Origin of the sequence: Marinobacter zhejiangensis, from assembly GCF_900114775.1 — a bacterium.
GTDB classification, from domain to species: domain Bacteria; phylum Pseudomonadota; class Gammaproteobacteria; order Pseudomonadales; family Oleiphilaceae; genus Marinobacter; species Marinobacter zhejiangensis.
In genome coordinates, this window is the sequence record NZ_FOUE01000003.1 from 445505 (window position 1) to 469199 (window position 23695).

Annotated in this window: 19 protein-coding genes; 9 read left to right on the forward strand and 10 right to left on the reverse strand. The window is 57.9% G+C overall.

The genetic code is table 11. The features are described from left to right. Positions 1–26: 26 nt before the first annotated feature. Complete coding sequence (gene miaB / locus BMZ67_RS11940; protein WP_092022894.1) at positions 27–1373, reverse strand: tRNA (N6-isopentenyl adenosine(37)-C2)-methylthiotransferase MiaB; 1347 nt, start codon at positions 1371–1373, stop codon at positions 27–29. Between the two features lie 208 nt (positions 1374–1581). On the opposite strand from miaB, the gene trmH reads away from it, so the two are divergent. After that, positions 1582–2292: a tRNA (guanosine(18)-2'-O)-methyltransferase TrmH gene (trmH, locus tag BMZ67_RS11945; RefSeq protein WP_092022896.1), complete on the forward strand. Its 711-nt coding sequence runs from the start codon at positions 1582–1584 to the stop codon at positions 2290–2292. An 8-nt stretch (positions 2293–2300) separates the two neighbouring features. Here the strand turns inward: trmH and BMZ67_RS11950 are convergent, their stop codons facing one another. The 4 genes from BMZ67_RS11950 to BMZ67_RS11965 form a co-directional block, all read right to left on the reverse strand. Further along, complete coding sequence (locus tag BMZ67_RS11950; RefSeq protein WP_092022898.1) at positions 2301–3311, reverse strand: nucleoid-associated protein; 1011 nt, start codon at positions 3309–3311, stop codon at positions 2301–2303. A gap of 115 nt (positions 3312–3426) precedes the next feature. Further along, on the reverse strand, positions 3427–5085 hold the full coding sequence (gene cysN / locus BMZ67_RS11955; protein WP_092022901.1) for a sulfate adenylyltransferase subunit CysN: 1659 nt from the start codon (positions 5083–5085) through the stop codon (positions 3427–3429). 12 nt (positions 5086–5097) lie between these two features. Beyond that, entirely contained in the window at positions 5098–6006 is a 909-nt protein-coding gene (cysD, locus tag BMZ67_RS11960) for a sulfate adenylyltransferase subunit CysD (RefSeq protein WP_092022903.1), read from the reverse strand. A gap of 141 nt (positions 6007–6147) precedes the next feature. Continuing rightward, a complete protein-coding gene (locus BMZ67_RS11965) occupies positions 6148–6594 on the reverse strand; it encodes a PilZ domain-containing protein (RefSeq protein WP_245749960.1) in 447 nt (148 codons plus the stop codon). A 279-nt stretch (positions 6595–6873) separates the two neighbouring features. Here BMZ67_RS11965 and rimO point away from each other — a divergent pair, with 279 nt between their 5' ends. Continuing rightward, the gene (gene rimO / locus BMZ67_RS11970; protein WP_092023272.1) at positions 6874–8283 is read left to right on the forward strand and encodes a 30S ribosomal protein S12 methylthiotransferase RimO; all 1410 of its coding nucleotides are present in this window, start codon (positions 6874–6876) and stop codon (positions 8281–8283) included. Positions 8284–8601: 318 nt separating this feature from the next. Here the strand turns inward: rimO and gatB are convergent, their stop codons facing one another. From gatB to gatC, 3 genes are read right to left on the reverse strand one after another with little or no spacing between them, the layout of a single operon-like run. Next, positions 8602–10050, reverse strand: a complete 1449-nt coding sequence (gene gatB, locus BMZ67_RS11975; protein WP_092022905.1) for an Asp-tRNA(Asn)/Glu-tRNA(Gln) amidotransferase subunit GatB — start codon at positions 10048–10050, stop codon at positions 8602–8604. Positions 10051–10075: 25 nt separating this feature from the next. Continuing rightward, positions 10076–11521, reverse strand: a complete 1446-nt coding sequence (gene gatA / locus BMZ67_RS11980) for an Asp-tRNA(Asn)/Glu-tRNA(Gln) amidotransferase subunit GatA (protein ID WP_092022907.1) — start codon at positions 11519–11521, stop codon at positions 10076–10078. Positions 11522–11548: 27 nt separating this feature from the next. After that, on the reverse strand, positions 11549–11836 hold the full coding sequence (gatC, locus tag BMZ67_RS11985; protein ID WP_092022909.1) for an Asp-tRNA(Asn)/Glu-tRNA(Gln) amidotransferase subunit GatC: 288 nt from the start codon (positions 11834–11836) through the stop codon (positions 11549–11551). Between the two features lie 265 nt (positions 11837–12101). Between gatC and BMZ67_RS11990 the strand changes: the two genes are divergently transcribed. The 7 genes from BMZ67_RS11990 to BMZ67_RS12020 all read left to right on the forward strand — a co-directional run bounded on the left by BMZ67_RS11990 (position 12102) and on the right by BMZ67_RS12020 (position 21643). Beyond that, positions 12102–13142 carry a rod shape-determining protein gene (locus BMZ67_RS11990; RefSeq protein WP_092023274.1) on the forward strand — a complete coding sequence of 347 codons (1041 nt, stop codon included), beginning with the start codon at positions 12102–12104 and terminating at the stop codon, positions 13140–13142. Positions 13143–13328: 186 nt separating this feature from the next. Beyond that, positions 13329–14168, forward strand: coding sequence for a rod shape-determining protein MreC (mreC, locus tag BMZ67_RS11995; protein ID WP_245749969.1), 840 nt, complete (start codon positions 13329–13331; stop codon positions 14166–14168). Further along, the gene (gene mreD, locus BMZ67_RS12000) at positions 14168–14644 is read left to right on the forward strand and encodes a rod shape-determining protein MreD (RefSeq protein ID WP_092022912.1); all 477 of its coding nucleotides are present in this window, start codon (positions 14168–14170) and stop codon (positions 14642–14644) included. Before mreC ends, mreD begins: the two co-directional genes overlap by 1 nt. A 9-nt stretch (positions 14645–14653) precedes the next feature. Beyond that, positions 14654–15259, forward strand: coding sequence for a Maf family protein (locus BMZ67_RS12005; RefSeq protein WP_092022913.1), 606 nt, complete (start codon positions 14654–14656; stop codon positions 15257–15259). 54 nt (positions 15260–15313) lie between these two features. Continuing rightward, entirely contained in the window at positions 15314–16792 is a 1479-nt protein-coding gene (gene rng / locus BMZ67_RS12010) for a ribonuclease G (RefSeq protein WP_092022915.1), read from the forward strand. Between the two features lie 29 nt (positions 16793–16821). Further along, a complete protein-coding gene (locus BMZ67_RS12015; RefSeq protein ID WP_092022917.1) occupies positions 16822–20763 on the forward strand; it encodes a YhdP family protein in 3942 nt (1313 codons plus the stop codon). 34 nt (positions 20764–20797) lie between these two features. Next, a complete protein-coding gene (locus tag BMZ67_RS12020) occupies positions 20798–21643 on the forward strand; it encodes a carbon-nitrogen hydrolase family protein (protein WP_092022919.1) in 846 nt (281 codons plus the stop codon). A gap of 32 nt (positions 21644–21675) precedes the next feature. Here the strand turns inward: BMZ67_RS12020 and yjgA are convergent, their stop codons facing one another. Both yjgA and mgtE read right to left on the reverse strand, forming a co-directional pair. Beyond that, on the reverse strand, positions 21676–22230 hold the full coding sequence (gene yjgA, locus BMZ67_RS12025; RefSeq protein ID WP_092022921.1) for a ribosome biogenesis factor YjgA: 555 nt from the start codon (positions 22228–22230) through the stop codon (positions 21676–21678). Positions 22231–22252: 22 nt separating this feature from the next. After that, positions 22253–23614 carry a magnesium transporter gene (gene mgtE / locus BMZ67_RS12030; protein ID WP_092022924.1) on the reverse strand — a complete coding sequence of 454 codons (1362 nt, stop codon included), beginning with the start codon at positions 23612–23614 and terminating at the stop codon, positions 22253–22255. Positions 23615–23695 lie beyond the last annotated feature (81 nt).

Genomic DNA, 23695 nt, shown 5'->3' on the forward strand with positions numbered 1-23695 from the left:
CCTCGGTGTGTCGTTCGGCTAGCCTGTCAGTGTAACCGGTCATCAATTGGAACGCCCCGCAGAGAATTGGGGAGTGCCTCGTGAATTTCAACGTCTACGAACTTGCCGATGATGTTCGGATTATCGTGGCGGAAGTTTACCACCCGGTTGTTCTCGGTCCGGCCGGCGTATTCGCCAGGGTCTTTCTTTGAAAGTCCGGTGACCAGGATGCGCTGGGTAGTGCCTACCATCTTGCGGCTGATGTCCATCGCGTGCTGGTTGATGCGCTGTTGCAGGATGCTCAGGCGTTGCTTCTTGACGTCCATCGGCGTGTCGTCAGGCAGGTCCGACGCGGGTGTGCCTGGGCGGGCACTGTAAACGAAGCTGAAGGAGACGTCGAAGCCGATGTCGTTGATCAGCTTCATGGTGTCCTCAAAGTCCTTGTCGGTTTCGCCAGGGAAGCCCACGATGAAATCTGAGGAAAAGCTGATGTCGGGGCGAATTTTACGCAGCCGGCGCAGCTTGGATTTGTATTCGAGGGCGGTATGCCCCCGCTTCATGGCCGCGAGGATGCGGTCGGAGCCGCTCTGAACCGGCAGGTGCAGGTGGCTGACGAGTTCCGGAACCTGCTCATACACATCAATCAGGGCATCGGAAAACTCCACCGGATGAGAGGTGGTGTAACGGATGCGGTCGATTCCATCGATGGTGGCGATGAGGGTGATCAGTTCCGCCAGGTCCATGGTGTCGCCGTCGTGGGTCTCACCCCGGTAGGCGTTGACGTTCTGGCCCAACAGGTTAATTTCACGAACGTCCTGATCGGCGAGATGGGCGATCTCGGCAATGACGTCGTCCACTGGCCGGCTGACCTCTTCGCCACGGGTGTAAGGCACCACGCAGAATGTGCAGTACTTGCTACACCCTTCCATGATCGAAACGAAGGCAGATGGGCCTTCGGCGCCGGGTGAGGGCAGGTTGTCGAACTTTTCGATCTCCGGAAAACTCACATCCACGACGCCCACGCCATTACCCTGGGTGCGGACCTCGGTAATCATGTCCGGGAGCCGGTGCAGGGTCTGCGGGCCGAACACCATGTCGACAAACGGTGCCCTGTCGATAATGGCCTGACCTTCCTGGCTTGCAACGCAGCCACCTACGCCGATGATCAGGTCCGGCTTGCTGGTCTTCAGGGATTTCCAGCGACCCAGCTGGTGAAACACTTTTTCCTGGGCTTTTTCCCGTATGGAACAGGTGTTCAGCAGCAGGATGTCTGCATCCTCCGGGTTGTCGGTCATTTCGACGGCTTCGCCGGTTTTGAGCAGATCTGCCATGCGGGATGAATCGTATTCGTTCATCTGGCAGCCGTGGGTTTTGATGTAGAGCTTCTTGGCCATGGGTCTCAATGTGCGTAGGTGAATGGTCGCGGTACCGGTTTTAGCCGGGGGCGAACGGCCTGCGGCGGTGTTGGCACGCTGGCTAAAACGAACTGGCTATTATAGCGAGCTGCTCAAAGGGCAACCAGCATTTCGGGCGGGTGATTGCGGCAATTGCCCATCTACGTTGTGGTATGATCGCCGGCCTCTGTTGTTAATGAGAGCACTCATGACCCCGGAACGTCTTGCCCGTATCAAAGAGATCCTTGACCGCCGCCAGCCCGATCTGACCGTGCTGACGGATCAGGTTCACAAGCCGCGAAACCTGTCGGCCATCATCCGTTGTTGCGATGCGTTTGGTCTGGCCAGTATGCACGCGGTCTGGCCGAAGGAAGGGTATCGGGCGTTTCGCAAGACGGCCGGTGGCAGCTTCAACTGGGTGACCACCCATACTCATCCGACCATGACCGGCGCGGTTGAAGCGCTCAAGGGGCAGGGGCATAAGCTCTATGCCGCGCAGCTGTCGGACCGGGCGGTGGACTATCGCGACGTGGACTTTACCGTCCCTTGTGCAGTCATCATGGGGAACGAAGTGGATGGGGTAAGCCCGGCCGCTGCGGATGTGGCTGATGAGCACATTGTGATCCCGATGATGGGCATGGTGGAGTCGCTCAATGTCTCCGCCGCGTGTTCCATCATCCTCGCGGAAGCCCAGCGTCAGCGCAAAGTGGCGGGTCTGTTCGACCAGCGCCGTCTGCCGGACGACGACTACCTGCACCTGTTGTTCAGCTGGTGCCAGCCGACCGTGAAACGATACTGTGACGACCGGAACCTGCCATACCCGCCGTTTGACCCGGAAACGGGTGACCTGATTGATGGGGTAGGCTGGATGGAGGCGGTGCGTAAGCAGCGCCACCCCCATCTGGTTGAGGCGGAGTAAGGGCCTCCTTACTCCCGCGCTTCCAGGTATTTCTGCAGTTGTTCCCGCAGTGCTTTTGGTAGGCGGGTAATCGTGAGCGCATCCTTGTCGCGGTCGTAATAGACGGCCTGGTTGACCAGGTCGGACGAAAACGACAGGCTCATGCCGCCGCCGGAGCCTGCGATTCTCACCAGTTTTTTCACCTTGCGGTGGTCTGGATGCAGGACGCCGCTTTCCGGCAACTCTGCAGATTGGCTGGCGAATTCCTTGAACCGTTCTGGCTGGCTTTCATCCAGAAACTCAGACAGCGCATCGATGGCAACCGGTTCACCCAAGGCGTGTTGTTCCTTGCAGAACTCGTAGGCGCGGGTGCGGACCTTGCCGGCGTCTTCCGGTTCGCTGGTTTTGGCGAATGCTTCAACCGCATCGAGGAAGGTCATGGTTTCCTTCTCAACGTCGATCTGGTTGGTGAACCCGCTGAGTTTGATGAACAGTTCACCGGCATCGCCGGTACCGCGACTATGAACCAGGGTAAGGAAGTTTTCGCCCTTGTCCTGTAGCCAGTCGTCGATCTCAATTCTCAGCGCCAGATTCAGTCGCGACAGGCTGAGGACGTCGGTTGCGTCCAGGGCCTGTTTGCCGTCAAACCGCATGGCGCTGTCGCTTTCGATAATCAGCAGGTAGATCACTTCGGCATCGGCCAGGGCTTCATGCACGAGCATCAAATGCCCGTGGAATTCTTCCGGACTTCCGGTCAGCAGCTCCTGCCATTGGCCAAACAGGCGATCAGTCAGCGACGAGAAGGTCTGTTTGTCTTCCAGAAAATCCTTTAGCCAGCTGCTGAATGGATGTTCACCTACATCTTCAGAGAAGCGGCCGTATTTCTTGCCGGGTTTGCTGTTGAACAGTCGCTTCATCTGCTTGTGCAGTACCTCGTAGTCACCGCCGGGGTCGGTCAGTGACTCGCCGCTCGATAACCCTGCGGGTTGTCCGGGCTGGTACTGGCTGGCGAAGGCGGTTCGGAGGTGTTTGATGGCCATGCTGGGGGTCCCTGGTCAAGAAAACAACAAAGCCCCGGGCCGGGTGGCGCGGGGCTTTGTATTCTAACGCCTGAAATCAATCAGCGCAGCGCTAACTTTTGCTGACGATGTGCATTCAGATGCGTTTATCGCGGACCAGTGACTGAACCAGCTCGTTAGCCGCGCTGGCAATGTCCTGCTCCTGGTCTGCACTGGCGTGGGCGGAGGCCACGTCGGTGCCCAGATTGACTGCGACGGCAATCAGGCCGTGGGCGGACAGCAGTTGGGCTGTACGGCGGCGTTCATCGATATCACCGGCGTTGTCTTCGCTGACCACCACAGACGTCTTGCCCTGGTCGAACAGGGCGCGCTCTACGGCCAGTGCCAGCGCAGCGGCTTGCTTGCCGTTGCAGGCGATGATGGTCGGCTTCTGGGCCAGGCGGCGAGCGCGCTCTTCCGCGCTGACCGGGTCAAGCGCTTCTGTTTCATTGGCGCTGCCAGCGATCATGCCTGCGCCGATGGTGACGTTGGTCAGACGATCGATCACGACAAAGCTGCCGGTGGCGTGATTGCGCGGGTAGCTCTCGAACGCAACGGGCTGACTCAGGGTCAGTTCGCACAGGCCAATTTCATTGAGTTGCAGGACCGATGGGTTGGGCTGCTGCTCAAGGGTGTTTACGTCGGTCTGGTGATGGATTTTCTTCACCGTACCGGAGGTAAACGTCGGTCCCAGTTTTATGTCGTACAGGCGGCCGGTTTCCAGTGGCGCATCGGTCATCCAGACGATGTTGGCATTGAAGCGGTTGCCCACCTCAGGCTCGTCGTTGGCTTTGACCAGCATATCGCCCCGGCTGATGTCGATTTCGTCATTCAGGGTCAAGGTGACCGCCTGGTCGATATAGGCTTCTTCCAGATTTCCGTCGAACGTCACAATCTCTTTGACGGTGCTGGTGCGACGGGATGGCAGCACCATCACTTCGTCGCCCGGACGAACGACGCCGGAAGCGACCGTTCCGCAGAAACCGCGGAAGTTGAGGTTGGGGCGGTTGACGTACTGAACCGGGAAGCGGAAGTGCTCCAGGTTCTTGTCCCGGGACACTTCAACGGTTTCCAGGATTTCCATCAGCGACTGGCCGGTAAACCAGGGGGTGTTTTCGCTGCGGTTGACCACGTTGTCGCCTTCCAGGGCTGACATCGGAACAAAACGGATGTCCTGCAGTCCGAGCTGGCTGGCGAAGGTCAGGTATTCCTGTTTGATCTCTTCAAAGCGGGCTTCGCTGAAGTCCACGAGGTCCATCTTGTTGATGGCCACGACAATGTGGCGGATGCCCAGCAACGACGCAATGAACGAATGGCGACGGGTCTGGGTCATGACGCCGTGACGGGCGTCGATCATCAGGATGGCCAGTTGCGCGGTGGACGCACCGGTCGCCATGTTGCGGGTGTACTGCTCGTGGCCCGGGGTGTCGGCGATGATGAACTTGCGCTTGTCGGTGGAGAAGTAGCGGTAGGCAACGTCAATGGTGATGCCTTGCTCCCGCTCTGCCTGCAGGCCGTCCACGAGAAGGGCCAGGTCCAGCTTTTCGCCGGTGGTGCCCATCTTGGCGCTGTCGGTCTTGAGGCTGGCCATGTGATCTTCGTAGATCATCTTGGTGTCGTGCAGCAGACGCCCGATCAGGGTGCTCTTGCCATCATCGACGCTGCCGCAGGTCAGCAGACGCAGCAGCTCCTTGTTTTCGTGTTGCTTCAGGTACGCCTGAATGTCTTCAGCGATGAGGTCTGATTGATGTGACATGTATAAAAATCCTTAGAAATAACCTTCACGCTTTTTCTGTTCCATGGAGCCGGCGGAATCGTGGTCGATCACACGGCCCTGGCGCTCGGAACTGGTGGCCAGCAGCATTTCCTGGATGATGTCCGGCAGGGTCTTGGCCTCAGACTCAATGGCGCCGGTCAGGGGGTAGCAGCCGAGGGTGCGGAAGCGGACCGATTTCATTTCAGGTACTTCGCCTTCCTTCAGCGGCATGCGGTCGTCATCCACCATGATCAGGGTGCCGTCGCGTTCAACCACCGGGCGTTCAGCGGCAAAGTACAGCGGAACGATGTCGATGTTCTCAAGGAAGATGTACTGCCAGATGTCCAGCTCGGTCCAGTTCGACAGCGGAAATACGCGGATGCTTTCGCCCTTGTTGATCTTGCCGTTGTAGACGTTCCACAGCTCGGGACGCTGGTTCTTCGGGTCCCAACGGTGGTATTCGTCGCGGAATGAGTACACTCGCTCCTTGGCGCGGGATTTTTCCTCATCGCGGCGGGCGCCACCGAAAGCGGCATCAAACTTGTACTTGTCCAATGCCTGCTTCAGGGCCTGGGTCTTCATCACGTCGGTGTGCTTGGCACTGCCGTGGGTGAAGGGGCCGATTCCCTGCTTGACGCCGTCTTCGTTGGTATGAACGATCAGATCAAGGCCGTACTTGCTCACCTGCTTGTCCCGGAACTCGATCATGTCGCGGAACTTCCAGGTTGTATCGACATGCATCAGCGGGAAGGGCGGCTTGCCGGGGTAGAAGGCTTTGAGTGCCAGGTGCAGCATGACTGCTGAGTCTTTGCCGATCGAATAGAGCATGACAGGGTTGTCAAACTCCGCGGCGACTTCCCGGATGATGTGGATGCTTTCAGCTTCCAGCTGTTTGAGGTGAGTCAGATTGTAACTGGTCATCTTGAAATGGTACCGATTGCCGTAGCGTATGAATGCGGCAACTATACCAGACTGGAGCAGGGTATAAGAAGGCGGGCTGCTAGAGTTTGACGGTATAACAATATAGCCGTCTGTTGTGTTCGAAGTTGCTGGTTGGGTGTGTTATGTCGCTGAAAGTAAACGACTTACATACTGATCGAGGTAGTCGAAGCCATTGTCTTCGAAGTCGGTAAAGTGGACGCCCACATGGAATTCATTGCGGGATACCCGACGCAGGTGAACGATGTGGCCTTCGGCCCTCACCGAGACGGTCTGGGTGGCGACGACGGGTACCGCAAAGCGAGCGGATACCTGGATGCACTGACCGGGGGCCGGGGATGTCCGTGTGGGAACCAGCTTCTGTACGGTATCGCTGTCACAGGAAATCATCACGCCTGCGCGGGACAGGTTTGCGGTCGTGCAGCTGAGCTCTTCTCCGGCAGGGTTCTTGATGCAGACGTTCAATGTGACATCCGCACGCTGTTGCTCACGAAGGTTGTGCTTGGCTGGTGTTGGCTTCATGTTGACCCTTCCGGCCATTTCTGGCTGACCCTGAACGAAATCGTTCATACAACTGTCTTCCGGCTGCAATAATTCCTATAACTTCCTGAAAGTCTAGTAGTTTAAAAACTGATCAGCAAGAGGTGTGTGGCTTTAGTGGTCACGTTTGTGACCTGTATCTTGAACGGGCTGTCACTTTTTGTGGGTGAAGCATGCCTTGAAGCGAGCATGAACCCCCTGTTTTTATTGTTTGTCTGGTCAAATTTTGATCTGCGTTTTGTTTGGGGTTTCGGTATAATCCGCCGCTTTCTATTCTTTACTCTTTCCACGAGCCACTGCAGAGATAGCATGACCGTCAGCCAATTTGATCCGAAGCAATCCCCAAACTCCGAAACCGTGTCCGGGCCCATTGAGGGCGAGGCAGTGAAAATCCGGGAGGGTGGGCCATCAGGCCGAGTCGGTTTCGTCAGCCTGGGTTGCCCCAAGGCGTTGGTGGACTCGGAGCGGATTCTTACCCAGTTGCGCCTTGATGGGTATGACGTTGTGCCTACTTATGAAGATGCCGACGTGGTTGTGGTTAACACCTGCGGGTTTATCGATGCGGCCAAGCAGGAGTCGCTCGACGCCATTGGTGAGGCGATCAGTGCCAATGGCAAGGTTATTGTGACCGGCTGCCTGGGTGTCGAAGAAGAGCGGATTCGCGAGACTCACCCGGGCGTGTTGGCGGTTTCCGGGCCTCATGCCTATGAGGCGGTGGTGGGGGCTGTGCACGAGCATGTGCCGCCGGTGAAGGATCATGATCCGTTTGTGGATCTGGTTCCGCCCCAGGGTATCAAGCTGACGCCCCGACACTATGCGTATCTGAAGATCTCCGAGGGCTGTAATCACCGTTGCACCTTCTGCATTATCCCTTCCATGCGGGGAGATCTTGTTAGCCGCCCGATTGGCGACGTGATGGATGAAGCCAAGCGTTTGGTGGACGCAGGGGTGAAGGAGTTGCTGGTCGTGTCCCAGGACACCAGTGCCTATGGTGTGGACGTCAAATATCGCACCGGTTTCTGGCAGGGACGGCCGGTCAAGACAAAAATGCAGGCGCTGTGTGAGGCACTGGGCGAACTGGGTGTCTGGGTTCGTCTGCATTACGTGTATCCCTACCCTCACGTGGATGACGTGATCCCGCTGATGGAGGAAGGTAAGATCCTTCCTTATCTGGATATTCCATTCCAGCACGCCAGCCCGAAGGTGCTGAAGGCGATGAAGCGCCCGGCTCACGACTCCAAGACCTTGGAGCGGATTCGGAAGTGGCGTGAGATTTGCCCGGAGTTGGTGATTCGCTCCACCTTTATTGTGGGCTTCCCGGGCGAAACGGAAGAGGATTTCCAGTATCTGCTGGACTGGTTGGACGAGGCGCAACTGGATCGGGTGGGGGCGTTTACCTACAGTGCGGTTGAGGGGGCCAAGGCCAACGAGCTGGAAGGCGCTGTGCCTGAAGAGGTCAAGGAAGAGCGGCTGGCTCGCTTCATGGCCAAACAGGCGGAAATTTCAGCAGCCCGTCTCCAGGCGCGAATCGGTCAGACCATTGAAGTGCTGATTGATGAAGTAGACGAAGAAGGTGCCATTGGTCGCTCGAAGGCGGACGCACCGGAGATTGATGGCATGGTCTATCTGAATGGCGAAACCGATTTGCAGCCGGGGCAGGTGGTCAGCGCGGTGGTTGAGCATGCGGATGAGCATGATCTCTGGGCGGTTTTGGTTTAAGTGGGAGTCCCGGATAGGCAGGGTTCCCAAAAAACGCCCGTAAATACTTCCCTGTAGGGCTCGGTCGCGCCATCCCTGGCGCTCCACGTTTTTGGTAACCCTGCCTATCCGGGCCTTGCAGACATCAGAGATATCTCGGCGTCGATAGGGCTTGGTGGGTCCTTACTCCCCAAAATGTCGGAGGCCATGGATGGCCGGAGTCAAGCGCACATGGACGTGCTTGTAGCGGTTTTGGGGAGTAAGGACCCACCAAGACCCTGCCACAAGCCAGTAGGCTAGGGAGGGCAAGAGCCTCTCCCTAAAACCTTGGGCGACCGATCAGTCGTCCAGCTTCTTCTTCAGGATATCGGTAAACAGCTTCGGGTTACCCTGTCCCTTGGAGGCCTTCATCAGTGGCCCCATAAAGCCGCCCATCATCTTCTTGCGTTTCTTCTCGTCGGCTTCCTTGTACTGGGCAATCTGCTCGGGCATGCCGGCCAGCACTTCGTCAACCATCGCTTCGAGGGCGCCGGTGTCGGAGACCTGCTTCAACCCTTTGGCCTCAATGATGGCATCGACATTGTCCCCTTCGCCTGACCAGAGTGCGTCAAAGACCTTCTTAGCGCCAGCGGAGGAAATGGAATCATCCGCAATGCGTACAATCAGGTCGCCCAGCTGAACACCGCTGATGGGGGAGTCGGTGATTAGCCTGTCTTCGGCATTCAGACGGGCCGAAAGCTCGCCCTGAACCCAGTTTGCGGTCAGCTTGGCGTCTTTGCTATGGCTTACGGCGTCCTCAAAGAATGCCGCCAGTTTGGCGTCACCGCTGAGCAGGCCTGCGTCGTAGTCATTGAGACCATACTGATCCTTAAAGCGGGTCTTGCGGGCATCCGGGAGCTCCGGCAGGCGGCTGCGGCAGTGATCAATGAAGGCGTCATCAATCTCGACGGGCAGCAGATCCGGGCAGGGGAAGTAGCGGTAGTCGTTGGCTTCTTCCTTGCTCCGCATGGAGCGTGATTCATCGCGGTCGCCATTGTAGAGGCGGGTTTCCTGATCGATGACGCCGCCATCCTCCAGGATATCCATCTGTCGCTCGACTTCATGGGCAATGGCCTGCTCCATAAAACGGAACGAGTTCAGGTTCTTGGTTTCTGTGCGGGTTCCGAACGCTTCCTGCCCCTTCGGCTTCAGCGAGATGTTGACGTCGAAACGCATGGAGCCCTGGGACATGTTGCCGTCACAGATGCCGAGAGACGTAACAATGCTGTGCAGTTTTTTGGCAAAGGCTACCGCTTCTTCAGCGCTGCGCATGTCGGGCTCGGTAACCACTTCAATCAGTGGGGTGCCCGCGCGGTTAAGGTCGATGCCAGACATTCCATGGAAGTCTTCGTGAAGCGACTTTCCTGCATCTTCTTCCAGGTGGGCATGGTGGATGCGGATGGTCTTGGTGCTGCCGTCAGCCAGGTCAATCTCAACGTGGCCAGGGCCGACGATGGGTTGTTCAAGCTGAGTGGTCTGGTAGCCCTTGGGCAGATCCGGGTAGAAGTAGTTCTTGCGCTCAAATACGGAGCGACGCCCGATCTCGGCATCAATTGCCAGGCCAAACATCACGGCGTAGCGGAAGGCCTCTTCGTTGGGTACCGGCAGTGTGCCCGGCATCGCCAGGTCAACCGCGCTGGCCTGGGTGTTTGGTTCGGCACCAAAGGCGGTGCTGGAACCAGAAAAAATCTTGGTTTTGGTGGCGAGCTGAACGTGGATTTCCAGCCCGATTACGACATCCCATTGCATGGTTACTGTTCTCCTGTTCGCCCAATTACGCAGGTGTGCGCTGATGCCAGTCGGTCGCCAGCTGGAACTGGTGAGCTGCATTCAGCAACCGTGCTTCGGAAAAATAATCGCCGATGATCTGGAGGCCCACTGGCAGACCGTTCACTATGCCGGCTGGAATGGACATTGCGGGCAGGCCGGCGAGGTTGATGGCGATGGTGAAAATGTCTTCCAGGTACATGGTGACCGGATCGCTGGTCTTTTCGCCCTGAACAAAGGCCGGGGATGGGCAGGTTGGGCTCATCAGCACGTCCACTTCCTTCAGTGCGTTGACGAAGTCCTGCTGCACCAGGCGGCGAACCTTCTGCGCTTTGAGGAAGTAGGCGTCGAAGTACCCGGCGGAGAGCGCGTAGGTGCCGATCATGATGCGTCGTTTGACTTCTGCACCGAACCCTTCTTCGCGGGTGCGGGTGTACAGATCCATCAGGTCCTTGGGGTCTTCGCAACGGTGGCCGTATCGGACACCATCGAAGCGGGACAGGTTGGCGGAGGCTTCGGCCGGGGCGATGACGTAGTAGGCGGCGATGGCCAGGTGTGCGTTGGGCAGTGACACCTCTTTCACCGTGGCGCCCAGCTTCTCGTACTCAGCGACCGCGTCACGGATGGTCTGGGCCATAGCCGGATCGAGCTGTGCGGTGAAGTATTCCTTCGGCAGGCCGATTTTCAGACCCTTGAGCGGCTCATTCAGCGTCGCCGTGTAGTCGGGCACTTCGCGGTCGATGGAGGTGGAGTCCTTGGGGTCAAAGCCCGCCATCACGTTCAGCATCATGGCGTTATCTTCTGCGCTTCGTGCCAGGGTTCCGCCCTGGTCGAGGCTGGACGCATAGGCAATCATGCCATAGCGGGACACTCGCCCGTAGGTGGGTTTGAGGCCGGTAATGCCACAGAAGGAGGCTGGCTGGCGGATGGAGCCGCCGGTATCGGTGGCAGTCGCAGCAGGGGTCAGGCGAGCAGCAACCGCAGCGGCAGAACCGCCTGAAGAGCCGCCAGGAACCCGGTTTTCACCCCAGGGGTTGGTGGTGGCGCCGAAGTAACTGGATTCGTTGGACGAACCCATGGCGAACTCATCGAGGTTGGTTTTGCCCAGGCACACGGCGCCGGCATCGCGGAAGCGGGCAGTGACGGTGGCGTCATACGGCGGTACAAAGTTTTCCAGCATTCTGGAGCCGCAGGTGGTGCGGACGCCGTTGGTGCAGAAGATGTCTTTCTGGGCAAACGGAATGCCGGTCCAGGGGGTGGCGTTGCCTTGGCTGCGGCGTTCGTCGGCCTGGCGGGCTTCATCCAGTGCAGCGTCTTCGCAGACAGTGATGAAGCTATTGTATTTGCCATCTTCCTGCTTGATACGGTCCAGGAAGTGTTGGGTCAGCTCGACGCTGGAGACTTCGCCAGACGCCAGGGCGTTGGAAAGTTCGGCTACGGATTTGTTGTGCATTGCAGATTCCTGAGCAGGCTGAGCTGTTTAGTCAATCACTTTGGGGACCAGGTACAGTCCCGCTTCGGTGGCCGGAGCAATGGCCTGGAATGCTTCGCGCTGGTTGGTCTCGGTGACTTCGTCCACGCGCAGGCGCTGGATGGCATCCAGGGGGTGTGCCATCGGCTTGACGTTCTCGGTATCAGCGGACTGGAGTTGATCTACCAGATTGAGAATGTTGCCAAGATCGTTTTCCAGTTCAGTAACTTGCTGGTCGTTCACCCGGATACGAGCCAGCAGGGCAACTTTCTCTATGTCTTCGCGGGAAATGGTCACGCATTGCCTCCCAGATAAATGAAATGTCTGTAACGTCCGGTACTTGGGCGTGAATGGCCGTGGTTTGGTTGTTAGCCCTGACTGTCAGGGGCACCAGGCCGGACAAGCTGGCTATGGTAACAGATTCGTGCGCTGGCGTTAGGGGCAGTTGGCCCGCAAAATGCCTAGTTGTGCGCCCTTCACGCCTTGCCTGCATGGGTGCTCACTGCTAAAGTTGCCGCATCATTTCTGCGACTGCACATCTCAGGTTGAAAAAACACGAATGTTGATCAAAAAAATCCGAGGTCTTTTTTCCAGCGATCTGTCCATCGACCTGGGAACCGCCAACACCCTAATTTACGTCCGTGACCGTGGCATCGTTCTTGATGAGCCGTCCGTAGTGGCTATCCGAACGAACAATGCCCAGAAAATGGTGGCGGCCGTGGGTACCGAGGCCAAACGGATGCTGGGACGTACCCCTGGTAACATCACGGCGATCCGTCCAATGAAAGACGGTGTGATCGCCGACTTTGTTGTCACCGAGAAGATGTTGCAGCACTTTATTCATAAAGTTCACGAAAACAGCTTTGTTACCCCGAGCCCGAGGGTTCTGGTCTGCGTTCCGAGCAAGTCCACCCAGGTCGAACGGAAGGCCATTCGTGAATCCGCATTGGGCGCGGGTGCCCGCGAAGTATTCCTGATTGAAGAGCCCATGGCTGCAGCCATCGGTGCCGGACTTCCGGTCGAGGAAGCAAGCGGTTCCATGATCGTGGACATCGGTGGCGGCACTACCGAAATCGCGATTATCTCGCTTAATGGCATTGTCTATGCCGAGTCGGTACGGGTTGGCGGTGACAAATTTGACGAAGCCATTGTCACTTACGTCCGTCGCAACTACGGCAGCCTGATCGGTGACACCACCGCTGAGCGCATCAAGCATGAGATTGGCTGCGCCTACGAAGGTCTGGAAATTCGCGAAATCGACGTTCGTGGTCGCAACCTGGCGGAAGGTGTGCCCCGGGCCTTTACCCTCAGCAGTGAGGAAATTCTCGACGCCCTGCAGGAGTCCCTGGCTCAGATCGTTCAGACGGTCAAGAGCGCGCTGGAGCAGTCACCCCCTGAGCTGGCATCGGATATCGCTGAGCGAGGTATTGTTCTGACTGGTGGTGGCGCGCTGTTGCGTGGTCTCGATAAGCTGATCAGCGAAGAAACCGGCCTGCCGGTGATCATCGCCGAAGATCCTCTTACCTGCGTAGCTCGAGGTGGTGGAAAGGCACTGGAAGTCATCGACCGCGGTGGAATTGGAATGTTTTCCCAGGAGGCTTGATTGTGATCTGGGCACTACGCCGGATGCCAGCCTGCTCCCGACCGCCGCTCGTGCATAAGCACAGCGGCGGTCGTCGTATTTGCTGTGGCCGCTCCACTGGGGGGCTGAGCCATTAAAACCATTTTTGTCGAGGGTCCGATTCCCGGATTCCGCCTGCTTCTCGCGATTGTTGCCTCCGCTGCACTGATTGTTGCTGATGTCCGGTTTGACGCCTTGCATACGGTACGGAGCACTATTGCCAATGGTTTGGCCCCGGCCTATTGGCTTGGTAATGCTCCGTCGCAATTCAGTGGTTGGGTGGCTGGCCTTTTCACCACCCGGGACGACTTGCTGGAAGAGAATGAAACGCTCAATGCCCGTATGTTGATTCTGGAACGGCGGGCCTTGAAGTACGCTGCGCTGGCGTCTGAGAACAATGAACTGCGTCGCTTGCTGAACTCCTCCGAAGTGTTGGATGACCGGGTGATTGTAGCGGACGTGGTCAGTGTTTCTCCGGATCCGTTTTCACACGAAGTGGTCATCAATAAAGGCAGCCGCGATGGGGTCCGGGTCGGGCAGGCGATTCTCGATGCCACCGGCTTGATGGGGCAGGTGCTGAGCACCAGCAACTTCACGTCGCGGGTGCTGTTAATCTCCGATAGCAGCCATGCGGTGCCTGTCGAGGTCATCCGTAACGGCTTGCGGGCCATCCTGCTGGGTAGTGGGAATATCTCGGTACTGGAACTGGTTCATGTGCCAGATACCGCGGATATCCGCGAAGGTGATCTGTTGGTCAGTTCCGGGTTGGGTGGCCGCTTCCCGAAAGGGTACCCGGTTGCGGAAGTGACCGGTATCCACAAGGACCCTGGTGAACCGTTCGTGCAAATCGAGGCTGCGCCAAAGGCCCAGCTGAATCGCAGCGATATGGTGCTGGTGGTGTTCAGTGAGAACCAGGAGCTGGCCCACCCTTCGAGGGCGCAGGATGACGTTCCCGAAGCAACTGGGGATGAGGTGAGTCCCGGGCCTGAAGAAGGAGGGACGAACTGATGTTATCGGTCATCAGTTACCCGGTTTTTGCCATCAGCATTCTGATCGGTCTGGTGCTCAGTATTTCCCTGTTTCCGGTTGGTTGGTTCGAATTCCGTCCGGAGTGGCTGGGACTGCTGGTCTTCTATTGGACATTCCGGGCACCCGCACAATTTGGGATTCTGTGGGCCTGGGGACTGGGATTGCTGCTGGATGTGCTGGAGTCCGCGCCACTAGGTGTGAACGGGTTGGCCATGGCCTTGATCGCCTTTCTGGTCTTGACCGTGCATCAGCGCTTAAGGATGTTCCCGATAATCCAGCAATGCCTTATGGTGTTCCTGTTGCTGGGCATCAACCAGATGCTGGTTCATTTCATCAAGCAGGTCCTGGGATCCGGGGATTCCGGTTTCAGTTACCTGTGGCCAGCCCTGAGCAGTGCGCTCCTGTGGCCCATTATCTGCGTCGTGCTGGACGGACTTAATCGAAAACTGGGATAGGATGTTCCCGTGCCTGCCATTGTACTTGCGTCAGCCTCGCCCCGACGGGCAGAACTTCTGGGCCAGTTAGGGGTCACTTTCTCTGTTGCCCCAGCGGATATTGATGAGACTCCCCTCAACGGGGAATCGCCCCGCGATTATGTGATCCGAATGGCTGAAGAGAAAGCCCGGGTCTGTTTCCAGCGTCTTGGTGGTGGGAAAACCGTGATTGGCTCTGATACCTCGGTGGTTCTCGGGGACCGAATTCTGGGCAAACCGGCGGATCCAGACGATGCCCGGGAGATGCTGCGGGCCTTGTCAGGTCGTTCTCACCAGGTCATGACGGCTGTTGCGGTCGTGAAAGATGGATGGGCCGATTCCACGTTGGTTATTACCGATGTCCATTTCCGGGTTTTGGCCGCTGACGAGGTCGATGCCTATGTCGAGACTGGGGAATCGTTGGATAAAGCCGGTAGTTATGGTATCCAGGGTAGGGGTGGGGTATTTGTTGACCGGATTGAGGGCAGTTACAGTGCTGTGGTGGGGTTACCGCTGACTGAAACTGCCAAGCTGCTGCAGTCGGCAGGATTTCCTGTGTGGCAGATGTGGCAGGGCGCTGGACAGGGGAGTCGGTGATTGGCGTTGGCCGACACCGGCATTCGAGACATGAACACTAACGGAGAACGCTCAATGAGTGAGGAAATCCTGATTAACGTCACACCGGTTGAGACGCGCGTTGCACTGGTGGAAAACGGCATGCTTCAGGAAGTCTACATTGAGCGTACCAGCCGCAAGGGGATCGTTGGCAATATTTACCGGGGCAAGGTGGTCCGGGTGCTGCCAGGCATGGAGGCGGCATTTGTTGATATCGGGCTTGAGCGAGCCGCCTTTATTCACGCCTCCGATGTGGTCAGTGGCCAGAACGGCGAAGACGCGGCAGATACGCCGAAGTCTGTACCCGATATCCGTTCACTGCTGCGGGAAGGACAGTCGCTGGTGGTTCAGGTCACCAAGGACCCCATTGGCACCAAGGGTGCCCGTCTCACGACCCAGTTGTCGATCCCGTCCCGTTACCTGGTCTTTATGCCCGGGGTCAGTCATATTGGCATCTCCCAACGCATTGAGGATGACGGCGAGCGAGCCCGGCTCAGGGCGATCGTTGAGGAAGGTGCGGCGGAGTTGCCAGAGCTACCCGGCGGTTACATCATCAGAACCGCGGCGGAATCTGCGGCAGCCGAAGACCTGCTGGCGGACATGACCTACCTGCACCGTCTCAGTCAGTCGATTCACGAACGAATCAGCCGGGTAGCCGCCCCGGCGGTGGTATATCAGGACCTCCCGCTGTTCATTCGTACCATTCGCGACCTGATTCGCCCGCAAACGGAAAAGGTGCGGATCGACAGCCGTGAAAGCCATCAGCGAGTAGTCGAGTTCGTCGACGAGTTTGTGTCGGAGTTCGCCAACAAGGTGGAGTATTATCCCGGTGAGCGCCCGATTTTTGACCTGTACAGCGTCGAAGACGAAATCCAGAAGGCCTTGAGCCGGAAGGTCCAGCTGAAATCCGGCGGCTATGTGATCATTGATCAGACCGAGGCGATGACCACCATTGACATCAACACCGGTGCCTTTGTTGGTCACCGGAATCTCGAAGAGACCATCTTCAAGACCAACCTCGAAGCGGCCAGGGCGATTAGCCGTCAGTTACGGCTAAGAAACCTGGGCGGGATCATCATCATCGATTTTATCGACATGGAAGATCCTGAGCACCAGCGTCAGGTTCACCGTATGCTGGAAAAGATGCTTGAACGGGACCACGCCAAGACCAAGATCACGGGTGTCTCTGAACTGGGGTTAGTGGAAATGACCCGGAAGCGCACCACCGAAAGTCTTGGTCAGGTGCTGTGTGAGCCATGCCCGGTTTGTGACGGCCGGGGATTCTTGAAAACCAGTGAAACCGTTTGCTACGAAATTTTCCGGGAAATTCTTAGGGTAAACCGCGCCTACGAGGCAGAAAGCTACCTGGTGATGGCTGCCCAGAGTGTCGTTGACCGGTTGCTGGACGAGGAATCCGACAACGTTGCAGACCTTGAGACCTTCATCACCAAGAGCATCCGCTTCCAGGTTGAGCCTTTCTACAGCCAGGAACAGTACGATGTGGTGCTGCTGTAGTCAGTTCCTGGGCGGTTCGAGCTACGTAAATGTCCTTCCCTGACTCCGACACCATGACCGACACAGCGCAGGGGCAGATTGCGGTCCGCTTGGCGAACGTCGTTTGGTCACTGGTCGCTGTGGTCCTGGTGCTGTTCGCCATTTTTGTGGGGGTTGGGCGTCAGTTGTCGGAGAATGTCGACCACTACCGTCCTGACCTCGAGGCGTTGTTAACGGAAACCCTGGGTTATCAGGTTCACATTGGCCGGCTCGATACTCAGTGGCACTGGCTGGACCCGGTGCTGCATGCCTCCGACGTGAGCGTTATGAGTGCTGGCGAACAGCCACGCACACTGGGCTCCCTTGGATCACTCCGCATTCAGCTGGATACCCTGATGTCGTTACTGCGCTTCAGGGTAGTGTTTGAAAGTTTTGAGGCTGACGGGCTCGGGCTTACCCTGGTTCAGTCCAGTGATGGTCATATCCGGCTGGATGGTCTTTCGGTGCCGGAAACCAGCGAACAGTCGCCGACGACAGCATCCTCCCAGCAGACAGACCTGATTGGCGCAGTGGGGCGCTGGCTGTCAGACCCTTCGGTGAGAATGACCCGGGTCAGCCTCAAAATACAAACCCGGCATAACGAAGTCCGTCATATTGATATCCCCCAGCTCGACCTCGACTACGGCGGTGGCCTGTTTTCAGCGTCTGGCCGTGCCATGCAGGCTGGAACGACGAACCAGTTAGCTGCTTTCAGGCTGCTGGGACGGCACTTCTTTCGAGGCGACTTTACTGGCCAGATTTACCTCAACCTGAGTTCCGGTCGCCTGTTTGATGGCTTGGTCAGCAGCTATCATTGGCGGGGTCTTGGTGTTGATGGCTTCGATGTCGGTGGCGAGGCCTGGCTGACATTTGAGAGTGGGGTGCTGGAACAGGTTAACGGCGAGATGGTGGTGCCCTACCTGCAGCTCAGGGCTGAGGGTGAGTCACTCGCGCCAATGGAAGACCTGGCATTAAAGTTCGGCTGGCGCGGAGCGGTGCTGCCAGGGGGGGGCAACCCGCTCTCTGGAGAATTGCACTTAAAGGACATCCAATGGCACTGGCTTGGCGAGTCTGTGTCGGAGTTCGCTTTGTATCTACGCCAGCGGGATGGCTACGTTGATGTGAAAGCCAACGGGGTTCCCGTTGGTCCGCTATCCCGCCTTGCCCTGGGGGTACGGCTGCTGCCAGAGCTTGCGGTTTCAGAGCTCGAGGGATACCAACCTGAAGGGCGGCTGGACAATCTGAAGTTAGTTATTCCTTACTCCGAGCGTGGGCCTGAGTTTTCCCTGACGACTGATTTCCATCAGCTGAACGTAGCGGCTTTCCACGGCGCCCCTGAACTTATGGGGGCGAATGGAACCCTGGAGATGGGGCTGCGCCAAGGGCACGTTCGGGTGCTGGGGGAAAACGTTACCCTCGGTTTTCCCAAACTGTTCCGCTCGAACTGGAGCCTGTCGTATGCCGATGTGGAAGTGGGCTGGACGTTGGACGGACCGCTTACCCGGGTTTATTCCAGTGATATCCACCTCCTGTATCAAGACGACACCGAGCTGAGCGGGGCCTTCGATCTGCGGATGGATCGGGAAGGTGAAGACAATCTTGGCCTGCAAGTGGCCGTGCGCAATGGCAATGCCGGAATGTTGGCTGACTTTGTGCCGGAAAAAGTTGTGGCTCCGGCTCTATACCAATGGCTGACGACAGCGATCCCCGCGGCAAGTATTGACGAAGGTGTCTACTACGGGTTTGGTCAGGTTGACGCCGGGGCACCGAGACACTCGTTCACCTCCTCCATGTGGTATCGATTCAGTGACGGCCGGATTAAATATGACCCGGCCTGGCCGGAAGTCACCGGTGCCCGCGGTAAAGTTTCTGTTCATGATGGCTGGACGTCGGTGATTCTTGACTCTGGACAAACCGGCGGGCTTAGCGTGGCCGGTGCTGAAGTCAAAGCAGAGCCTGGCGATGACGGGATGATACTGAGGGTTGATGCCAGCACAGAGGTTCCCGGAGCGGCCCTGCCATACTGGGTTGAGAACAGTCCGGTGGGAGATGTGGCAGGACCGGCGACCGGCGTTGTGGAGGTTGAAGGCACATACCAACTGGACCTGGGGTTGGAAATTCCACTGGGCGGCGACAGGGAGACTGTCGTTGATCTCACTGTAGGCAGTCGCAATGGTCTGGTCAGATATCCTGCAGCGGACCTCAGCTGGACGGATATCGTTGGTGATGTTCATTTCAATAGCCGGACCGGTTTCGCGGGGGATGCCGTTACCGCACAGTTTATGGGTAAACCAGTCACTCTTGGGATTGAGCACCGCCCGGAGCAAGGCGCGCTGAGCCTGTCTCAAACCGGGCGCCTGTCCATTCCCGAGGTGATGACAGCTACAGGTCTTCCAGAAGACAGCAACCTCGGTGTTAACGGTACACTAGTATACAGCGCCCGCCTGGATGTGACGTCAGAATCTACCTCGGGCTTGTCGGTATACAGCAGCTTAAGGGGGGTGGAAGTCGATTGGCCGGCGCCATTGGCCAAACCGGCCGATGCGATGCAACCGGTCAATGCTACCCTGAACTGGACCCCGGAGGGGGTGCTGACCCTGGTCGGTCGCTGGGAGGATACGCTGGCTTTCCGCCTTCGGTGGAACCAGGAGGGCTTCGAGCGTGCAGGTATTGCGTTAGGAGCGACGACGGCCTCCCTTCCCAGAAATGCTGGCGTTGCCCTGACTGGACGGGTGCCGAGAGTGGATGTCGAAGAGTGGGCTGAGCGGGTTGGTCGAGCGATGCCTGCTGCTCGGGGCGGTCAGGCGGGATCGGTTAGTAGTGATGCTCTCATTGAGCGCTGGCTGAGCGGGGTTAACCTGGCGGTTGGGCAGCTTGAGGTGGCCGGCCAGACCTTCTCAGAAGTTAACGTGAACGCCGGCTTCGACGACGGGCGATGGCGAATCAGCACTCAGTCAGAGCAGGTGTCTGGCGATCTCTCGGTTCCTGTGGACACCCGTCAGACGGTGGTTGTTAATCTGGAGCGGCTTCATCTGGCCGGAGCAGGCGAGGAAGAGGAAGCTCCTGGTGACGAGTTGACGGCCGACGAACAGGTTGCTGCCTTCAACGCGATGCAGTTGCAAGACTGGCCACCAATACAGGTTACCCTGGGTGAACTGATGTTTGACGAGCGCCCGATGGGGAGCTGGTCGTTCAGGGTAGAGCCCAGTGCATCTGTGTTGCATGTCAGGGAGCTTGTGGGAACCGTTGGATCAATGACATTTAGTGGCGACTTTGAGTGGGGTGTCACTGGCGGCAAGCAGGACTCCCGGCTGGTAGGAACCTTGGCGGGGGAAGATCTTGCGGACCTGGCCCCGTTAATTGGAGAACAGCCCGCGTTGAAGAGCAAGAACAGCCAGATCGAGCTGGATGTCGCCTGGCCCGGGCAGCCACAGGACTTTGCCTTGACCCGGCTGGAAGGGCAGGTGGGGCTGCGCCTGGATGACGGTGTGATTCTGGAGAACAACTACACCGCGCAGCTATTCCGGCTGTTCAACGTGCTGAATGCGGATACCCTGTGGCGCAGGCTGCGGCTCGACTTCTCTGACCTGTACGAGGCGGGGGTGGCGTTTGACGCGATTTCCGGAACGGCGGTGTTGAGCGATGGTGTGCTGACCTGGAGCCCGGAGCTGCAGATCGTGGGGCCATCCGGCGCGTTCAAGTTGTCCGGCAGCACGGATATGATCGAAGAATCCCTGGATATGCGATTGGTGGTCGTACTTCCTGTTACTCAGAACTTGCCGTTGGCGGCTCTCTTATTAGGTGCTTCCGCGCCGATTGGGGGCGCGCTCTTTGTGCTCGACAAGGTGTTGGGAGACCCGCTCAGTAGATTGACGAGCGCAACTTACAGCGTGCAGGGCAGTTGGAGCGAACCGGAAGTCAATCTCCGGAATGTGTTCGACACCGGGAATTGATCGGTGTGAGTGGTCTGTCACCAGGAGAGGTCTGATGGCGCAAAACGAGACTGAAAATGCAGTGAAGGTTGCGGCCATCCAGATGGTCAGTGGCGAGTCTCTGGAGGGAAACCTGCGGGATGCGACCCGGTTGCTTGAAGAAGCCGCTGACGCTGGCGTCCGGGTGGCGGTCTTGCCGGAAAACTTTGCCGTTCTCAAAACGTCCGAGATGCGTTCGCAGGGCCTTCGTGAAGCTCACGGCGGTGGTGAAATCCGGGCCTATCTCGCTGAGCAGGCACGTCGTCTGGGGTTATGGCTTGTAGGCGGCTCCTTGCCTTACGCGGTGGCAACCAACGAAACTGCACCTCGGGTCAGGGCCAGTTGCTTCGTTGTTGATGAGCGAGGACAAGAAGTCGCTCGCTATGACAAGGTGCACCTGTTCGACGCACAGGTGAACGACGCTCATGGCCAATACCGGGAATCCGACACGTTTGAACCGGGCAGTGAGTTGGTCACGGTTGAGACGCCTGCTGGGGTCTTGGGGCTGGCCATCTGTTATGACCTGCGCTTCCCCGAACTGTTCCGGGGGCTACGTGATCGCGGGGCCGAATGGGTTGCTCTGCCGAGCGCCTTCACCTATATGACGGGAGAGGCTCACTGGGAGCCGTTGATCCGGGCGAGGGCCATCGAGAACCAGGTGTGGGTGGTTGCCGCAGGGCAGGGGGGCAACAATAGCCCCAGACGCCGTACCTATGGTCATTCGATGATTGTTGATCCCTGGGGTGCTGTTGTTGCGGAACGAGCGGACGAAGGCAGTGGCTGGGTTTCGGCGAGTCTGGACCCGTTGCGCTTGCGGGAAGTCAGGCAGCGAATGCCGGTGTGGGACCACCGGCGTCTGTAGGAGTTGCTTGACATGCTCTCGACAGGACGAGGTTACTCGGCAGCGTCCTCGGGGCTTGGTGTCTGTTCCCCTTCGTCGATGCATTCCCGAAGGTAGCGGAACAGTTTCTTGCTTTGGCCGGTGTTCTTTTCCTTCTGAACATCACGCCGCGCGTTACGGGCCAGATTCCGCAGATGCTGAACGTCGGCACTTGGGCAGTAGTCAATAAATTCGCCCAGCGCGGAGTCACCGTCATTGATCAGCCTGTCTCGCCACCGCTCAGCCAGGTGCAGACGGCGGGTATGTTCCTCACTGCCCGCGTGGAAGGCCCCAATGGCGCGTCTGACGGTCTCAATCTCTTCTTCCTGGCGAATCACTTTGCCGATGTACTGCAAATGGCGCCGCCGTGCCTCATGCTGATGAATGCGACGTGATTCCTCAATGGCCCGGCGCAGGGTGTCACCAATGGGGAGGGTGTTGAGCTGCTCGGTGCTCAGGTCGAGCATTTGCTTGCCCAATTCCTGTAACTCCAGCATCTCCCGTTTCAGCTGGGATTTACTTTTTCCCCATTCCAGTTCGGAGTCGTCTTGATGGTCATGCTCGGACATATGCTAGGCCTTGGTAAACGGGTCAGGCGTAAAAGATGGTCGCAAGGCCAAGGAAAGACATAAAGCCAACCACGTCGGTAACCGTGGTCAGGATAACGCCTCCGGCCAGTGCGGGATCTATATCACGTGACTTTAGAAACAATGGCAGAACAGTCCCTACCAGGGCTGCTGCCAACAGATTAATGATCAGTGCGGACCCAATGACCGCGCCAATCAGTGGGTCCTTGAACCAGATAACCGCTGCAGTCGCCACCACGACGGCCCATAACAGGCCATTCAGAACGCTGACGAGGAATTCCCGGTTAAGCAGCCATCGGACGTTGGCCTGACTGATTTGGCCAACGGCCATACCGCGTATGACCAGGGTCAGGGTCTGGCTGCCAGCAATCCCTCCCATACTGGCGACGATTGGCATCAGGACCGCCAGGGCCACCACTTTCTCAATGGTGCCTTCAAACAGACCAATCACCGCGGAGGCGATAAAGGCGGTGATGAGGTTGATACCGAGCCAAACAGCGCGCCGGCGAGAGGTCTTCAGTACCGGGGCAAAGGTGTCTTCGTCTTCGTCCAGACCCGCCATACTCATCAACGAGTGATCGGCATCCTCACGGATAACGTCGACCACGTCATCGATGGTAATCCGGCCGAGCAGGTTGCCCTCGTCGTCCACGACCGGTGCAGAAATCAGGTCGTAGCGTTCAAACAGGGTAGCCACCTGGGTGTCTGACAAGGACACAGGGATGGGCTCGATTTCGGTATCCATGACCTCCCGCACGGTCGTCGCGGGGTTAGAGACCAGCATTTTGGTGATCGGGAGCATGCCAACAAACTGATCACGGCGGCTGACCACAATCAGGCTGTCGGTCATCGGCGGCAGGGTGCGGTGACGCCGCAGATAACGCAGCACAACGTCAATGCTGATGTCTGGACGGACAGTGATGGTGTCCGTGTTCATCAGACCACCGGCGGTGTCTTCGGGGTAAGCGAGGACTTCCTCAACCCGTTGCCGGTCCTGCTCGTCCATGGTATCCAGAACTTCCTGGATGACCGTGTCTGGCAACTGCTGCAGCAAGTCGGCAAGGTCGTCCGACTCGAAGTCCTCGATAACCTCCGCCAGTTCCTGTGCGTTCAGCTTGCTTAGGAAGTAGCCCCGGATGTCATCGCCAAGGTACTGGAGAACTTCACCTTCCAGACTTTTGTCGACAAGGTTCCACAGCAGGGTCCGCTGACGGGGCGGGGATGATTCCAGCAGGTGGGCGATATCACTGGGGCTGAGCCCACCATTGAGGATACGTGCCACCTGTTTCAGGGCACCACTGTCCAACGCTTCCCCGAGAGAACGGAGGCGTTGGCGGGCCTGGCTTTGTTCCAGAATATCCGACATGGGTCACCCTAGTGTCCGGCCCGAGATGCTAGCGGGCGTTAGGTGGCAGAAACTGACGTATTATAGCGGACTTACGTTGCT

What these genes read in the sequence shown, in the direction of transcription:
- mgtE (WP_092022924.1), bottom strand. Translation starts at nt 23,614, where the DNA reads ATGTCGGATATTCTGGAACAAAGCCAGGCCCGCCAACGCCTCCGTTCT.
- trmH (WP_092022896.1), top strand. Translation starts at nt 1,582, where the DNA reads ATGACCCCGGAACGTCTTGCCCGTATCAAAGAGATCCTTGACCGCCGC.
- rimO (WP_092023272.1), top strand. Translation starts at nt 6,874, where the DNA reads ATGACCGTCAGCCAATTTGATCCGAAGCAATCCCCAAACTCCGAAACC.
- rng (WP_092022915.1), top strand. Translation starts at nt 15,314, where the DNA reads ATGAGTGAGGAAATCCTGATTAACGTCACACCGGTTGAGACGCGCGTT.
- gatB (WP_092022905.1), bottom strand. Translation starts at nt 10,050, where the DNA reads ATGCAATGGGATGTCGTAATCGGGCTGGAAATCCACGTTCAGCTCGCC.
- BMZ67_RS12020 (WP_092022919.1), top strand. Translation starts at nt 20,798, where the DNA reads ATGGCGCAAAACGAGACTGAAAATGCAGTGAAGGTTGCGGCCATCCAG.
- BMZ67_RS12015 (WP_092022917.1), top strand. Translation starts at nt 16,822, where the DNA reads ATGTCCTTCCCTGACTCCGACACCATGACCGACACAGCGCAGGGGCAG.
- BMZ67_RS11950 (WP_092022898.1), bottom strand. Translation starts at nt 3,311, where the DNA reads ATGGCCATCAAACACCTCCGAACCGCCTTCGCCAGCCAGTACCAGCCC.
- mreD (WP_092022912.1), top strand. Translation starts at nt 14,168, where the DNA reads ATGTTATCGGTCATCAGTTACCCGGTTTTTGCCATCAGCATTCTGATC.
- cysD (WP_092022903.1), bottom strand. Translation starts at nt 6,006, where the DNA reads ATGACCAGTTACAATCTGACTCACCTCAAACAGCTGGAAGCTGAAAGC.
- BMZ67_RS11965 (WP_245749960.1), bottom strand. Translation starts at nt 6,594, where the DNA reads ATGAACGATTTCGTTCAGGGTCAGCCAGAAATGGCCGGAAGGGTCAAC.
- gatA (WP_092022907.1), bottom strand. Translation starts at nt 11,521, where the DNA reads ATGCACAACAAATCCGTAGCCGAACTTTCCAACGCCCTGGCGTCTGGC.
- cysN (WP_092022901.1), bottom strand. Translation starts at nt 5,085, where the DNA reads ATGTCACATCAATCAGACCTCATCGCTGAAGACATTCAGGCGTACCTG.
- miaB (WP_092022894.1), bottom strand. Translation starts at nt 1,373, where the DNA reads ATGGCCAAGAAGCTCTACATCAAAACCCACGGCTGCCAGATGAACGAA.
- yjgA (WP_092022921.1), bottom strand. Translation starts at nt 22,230, where the DNA reads ATGTCCGAGCATGACCATCAAGACGACTCCGAACTGGAATGGGGAAAA.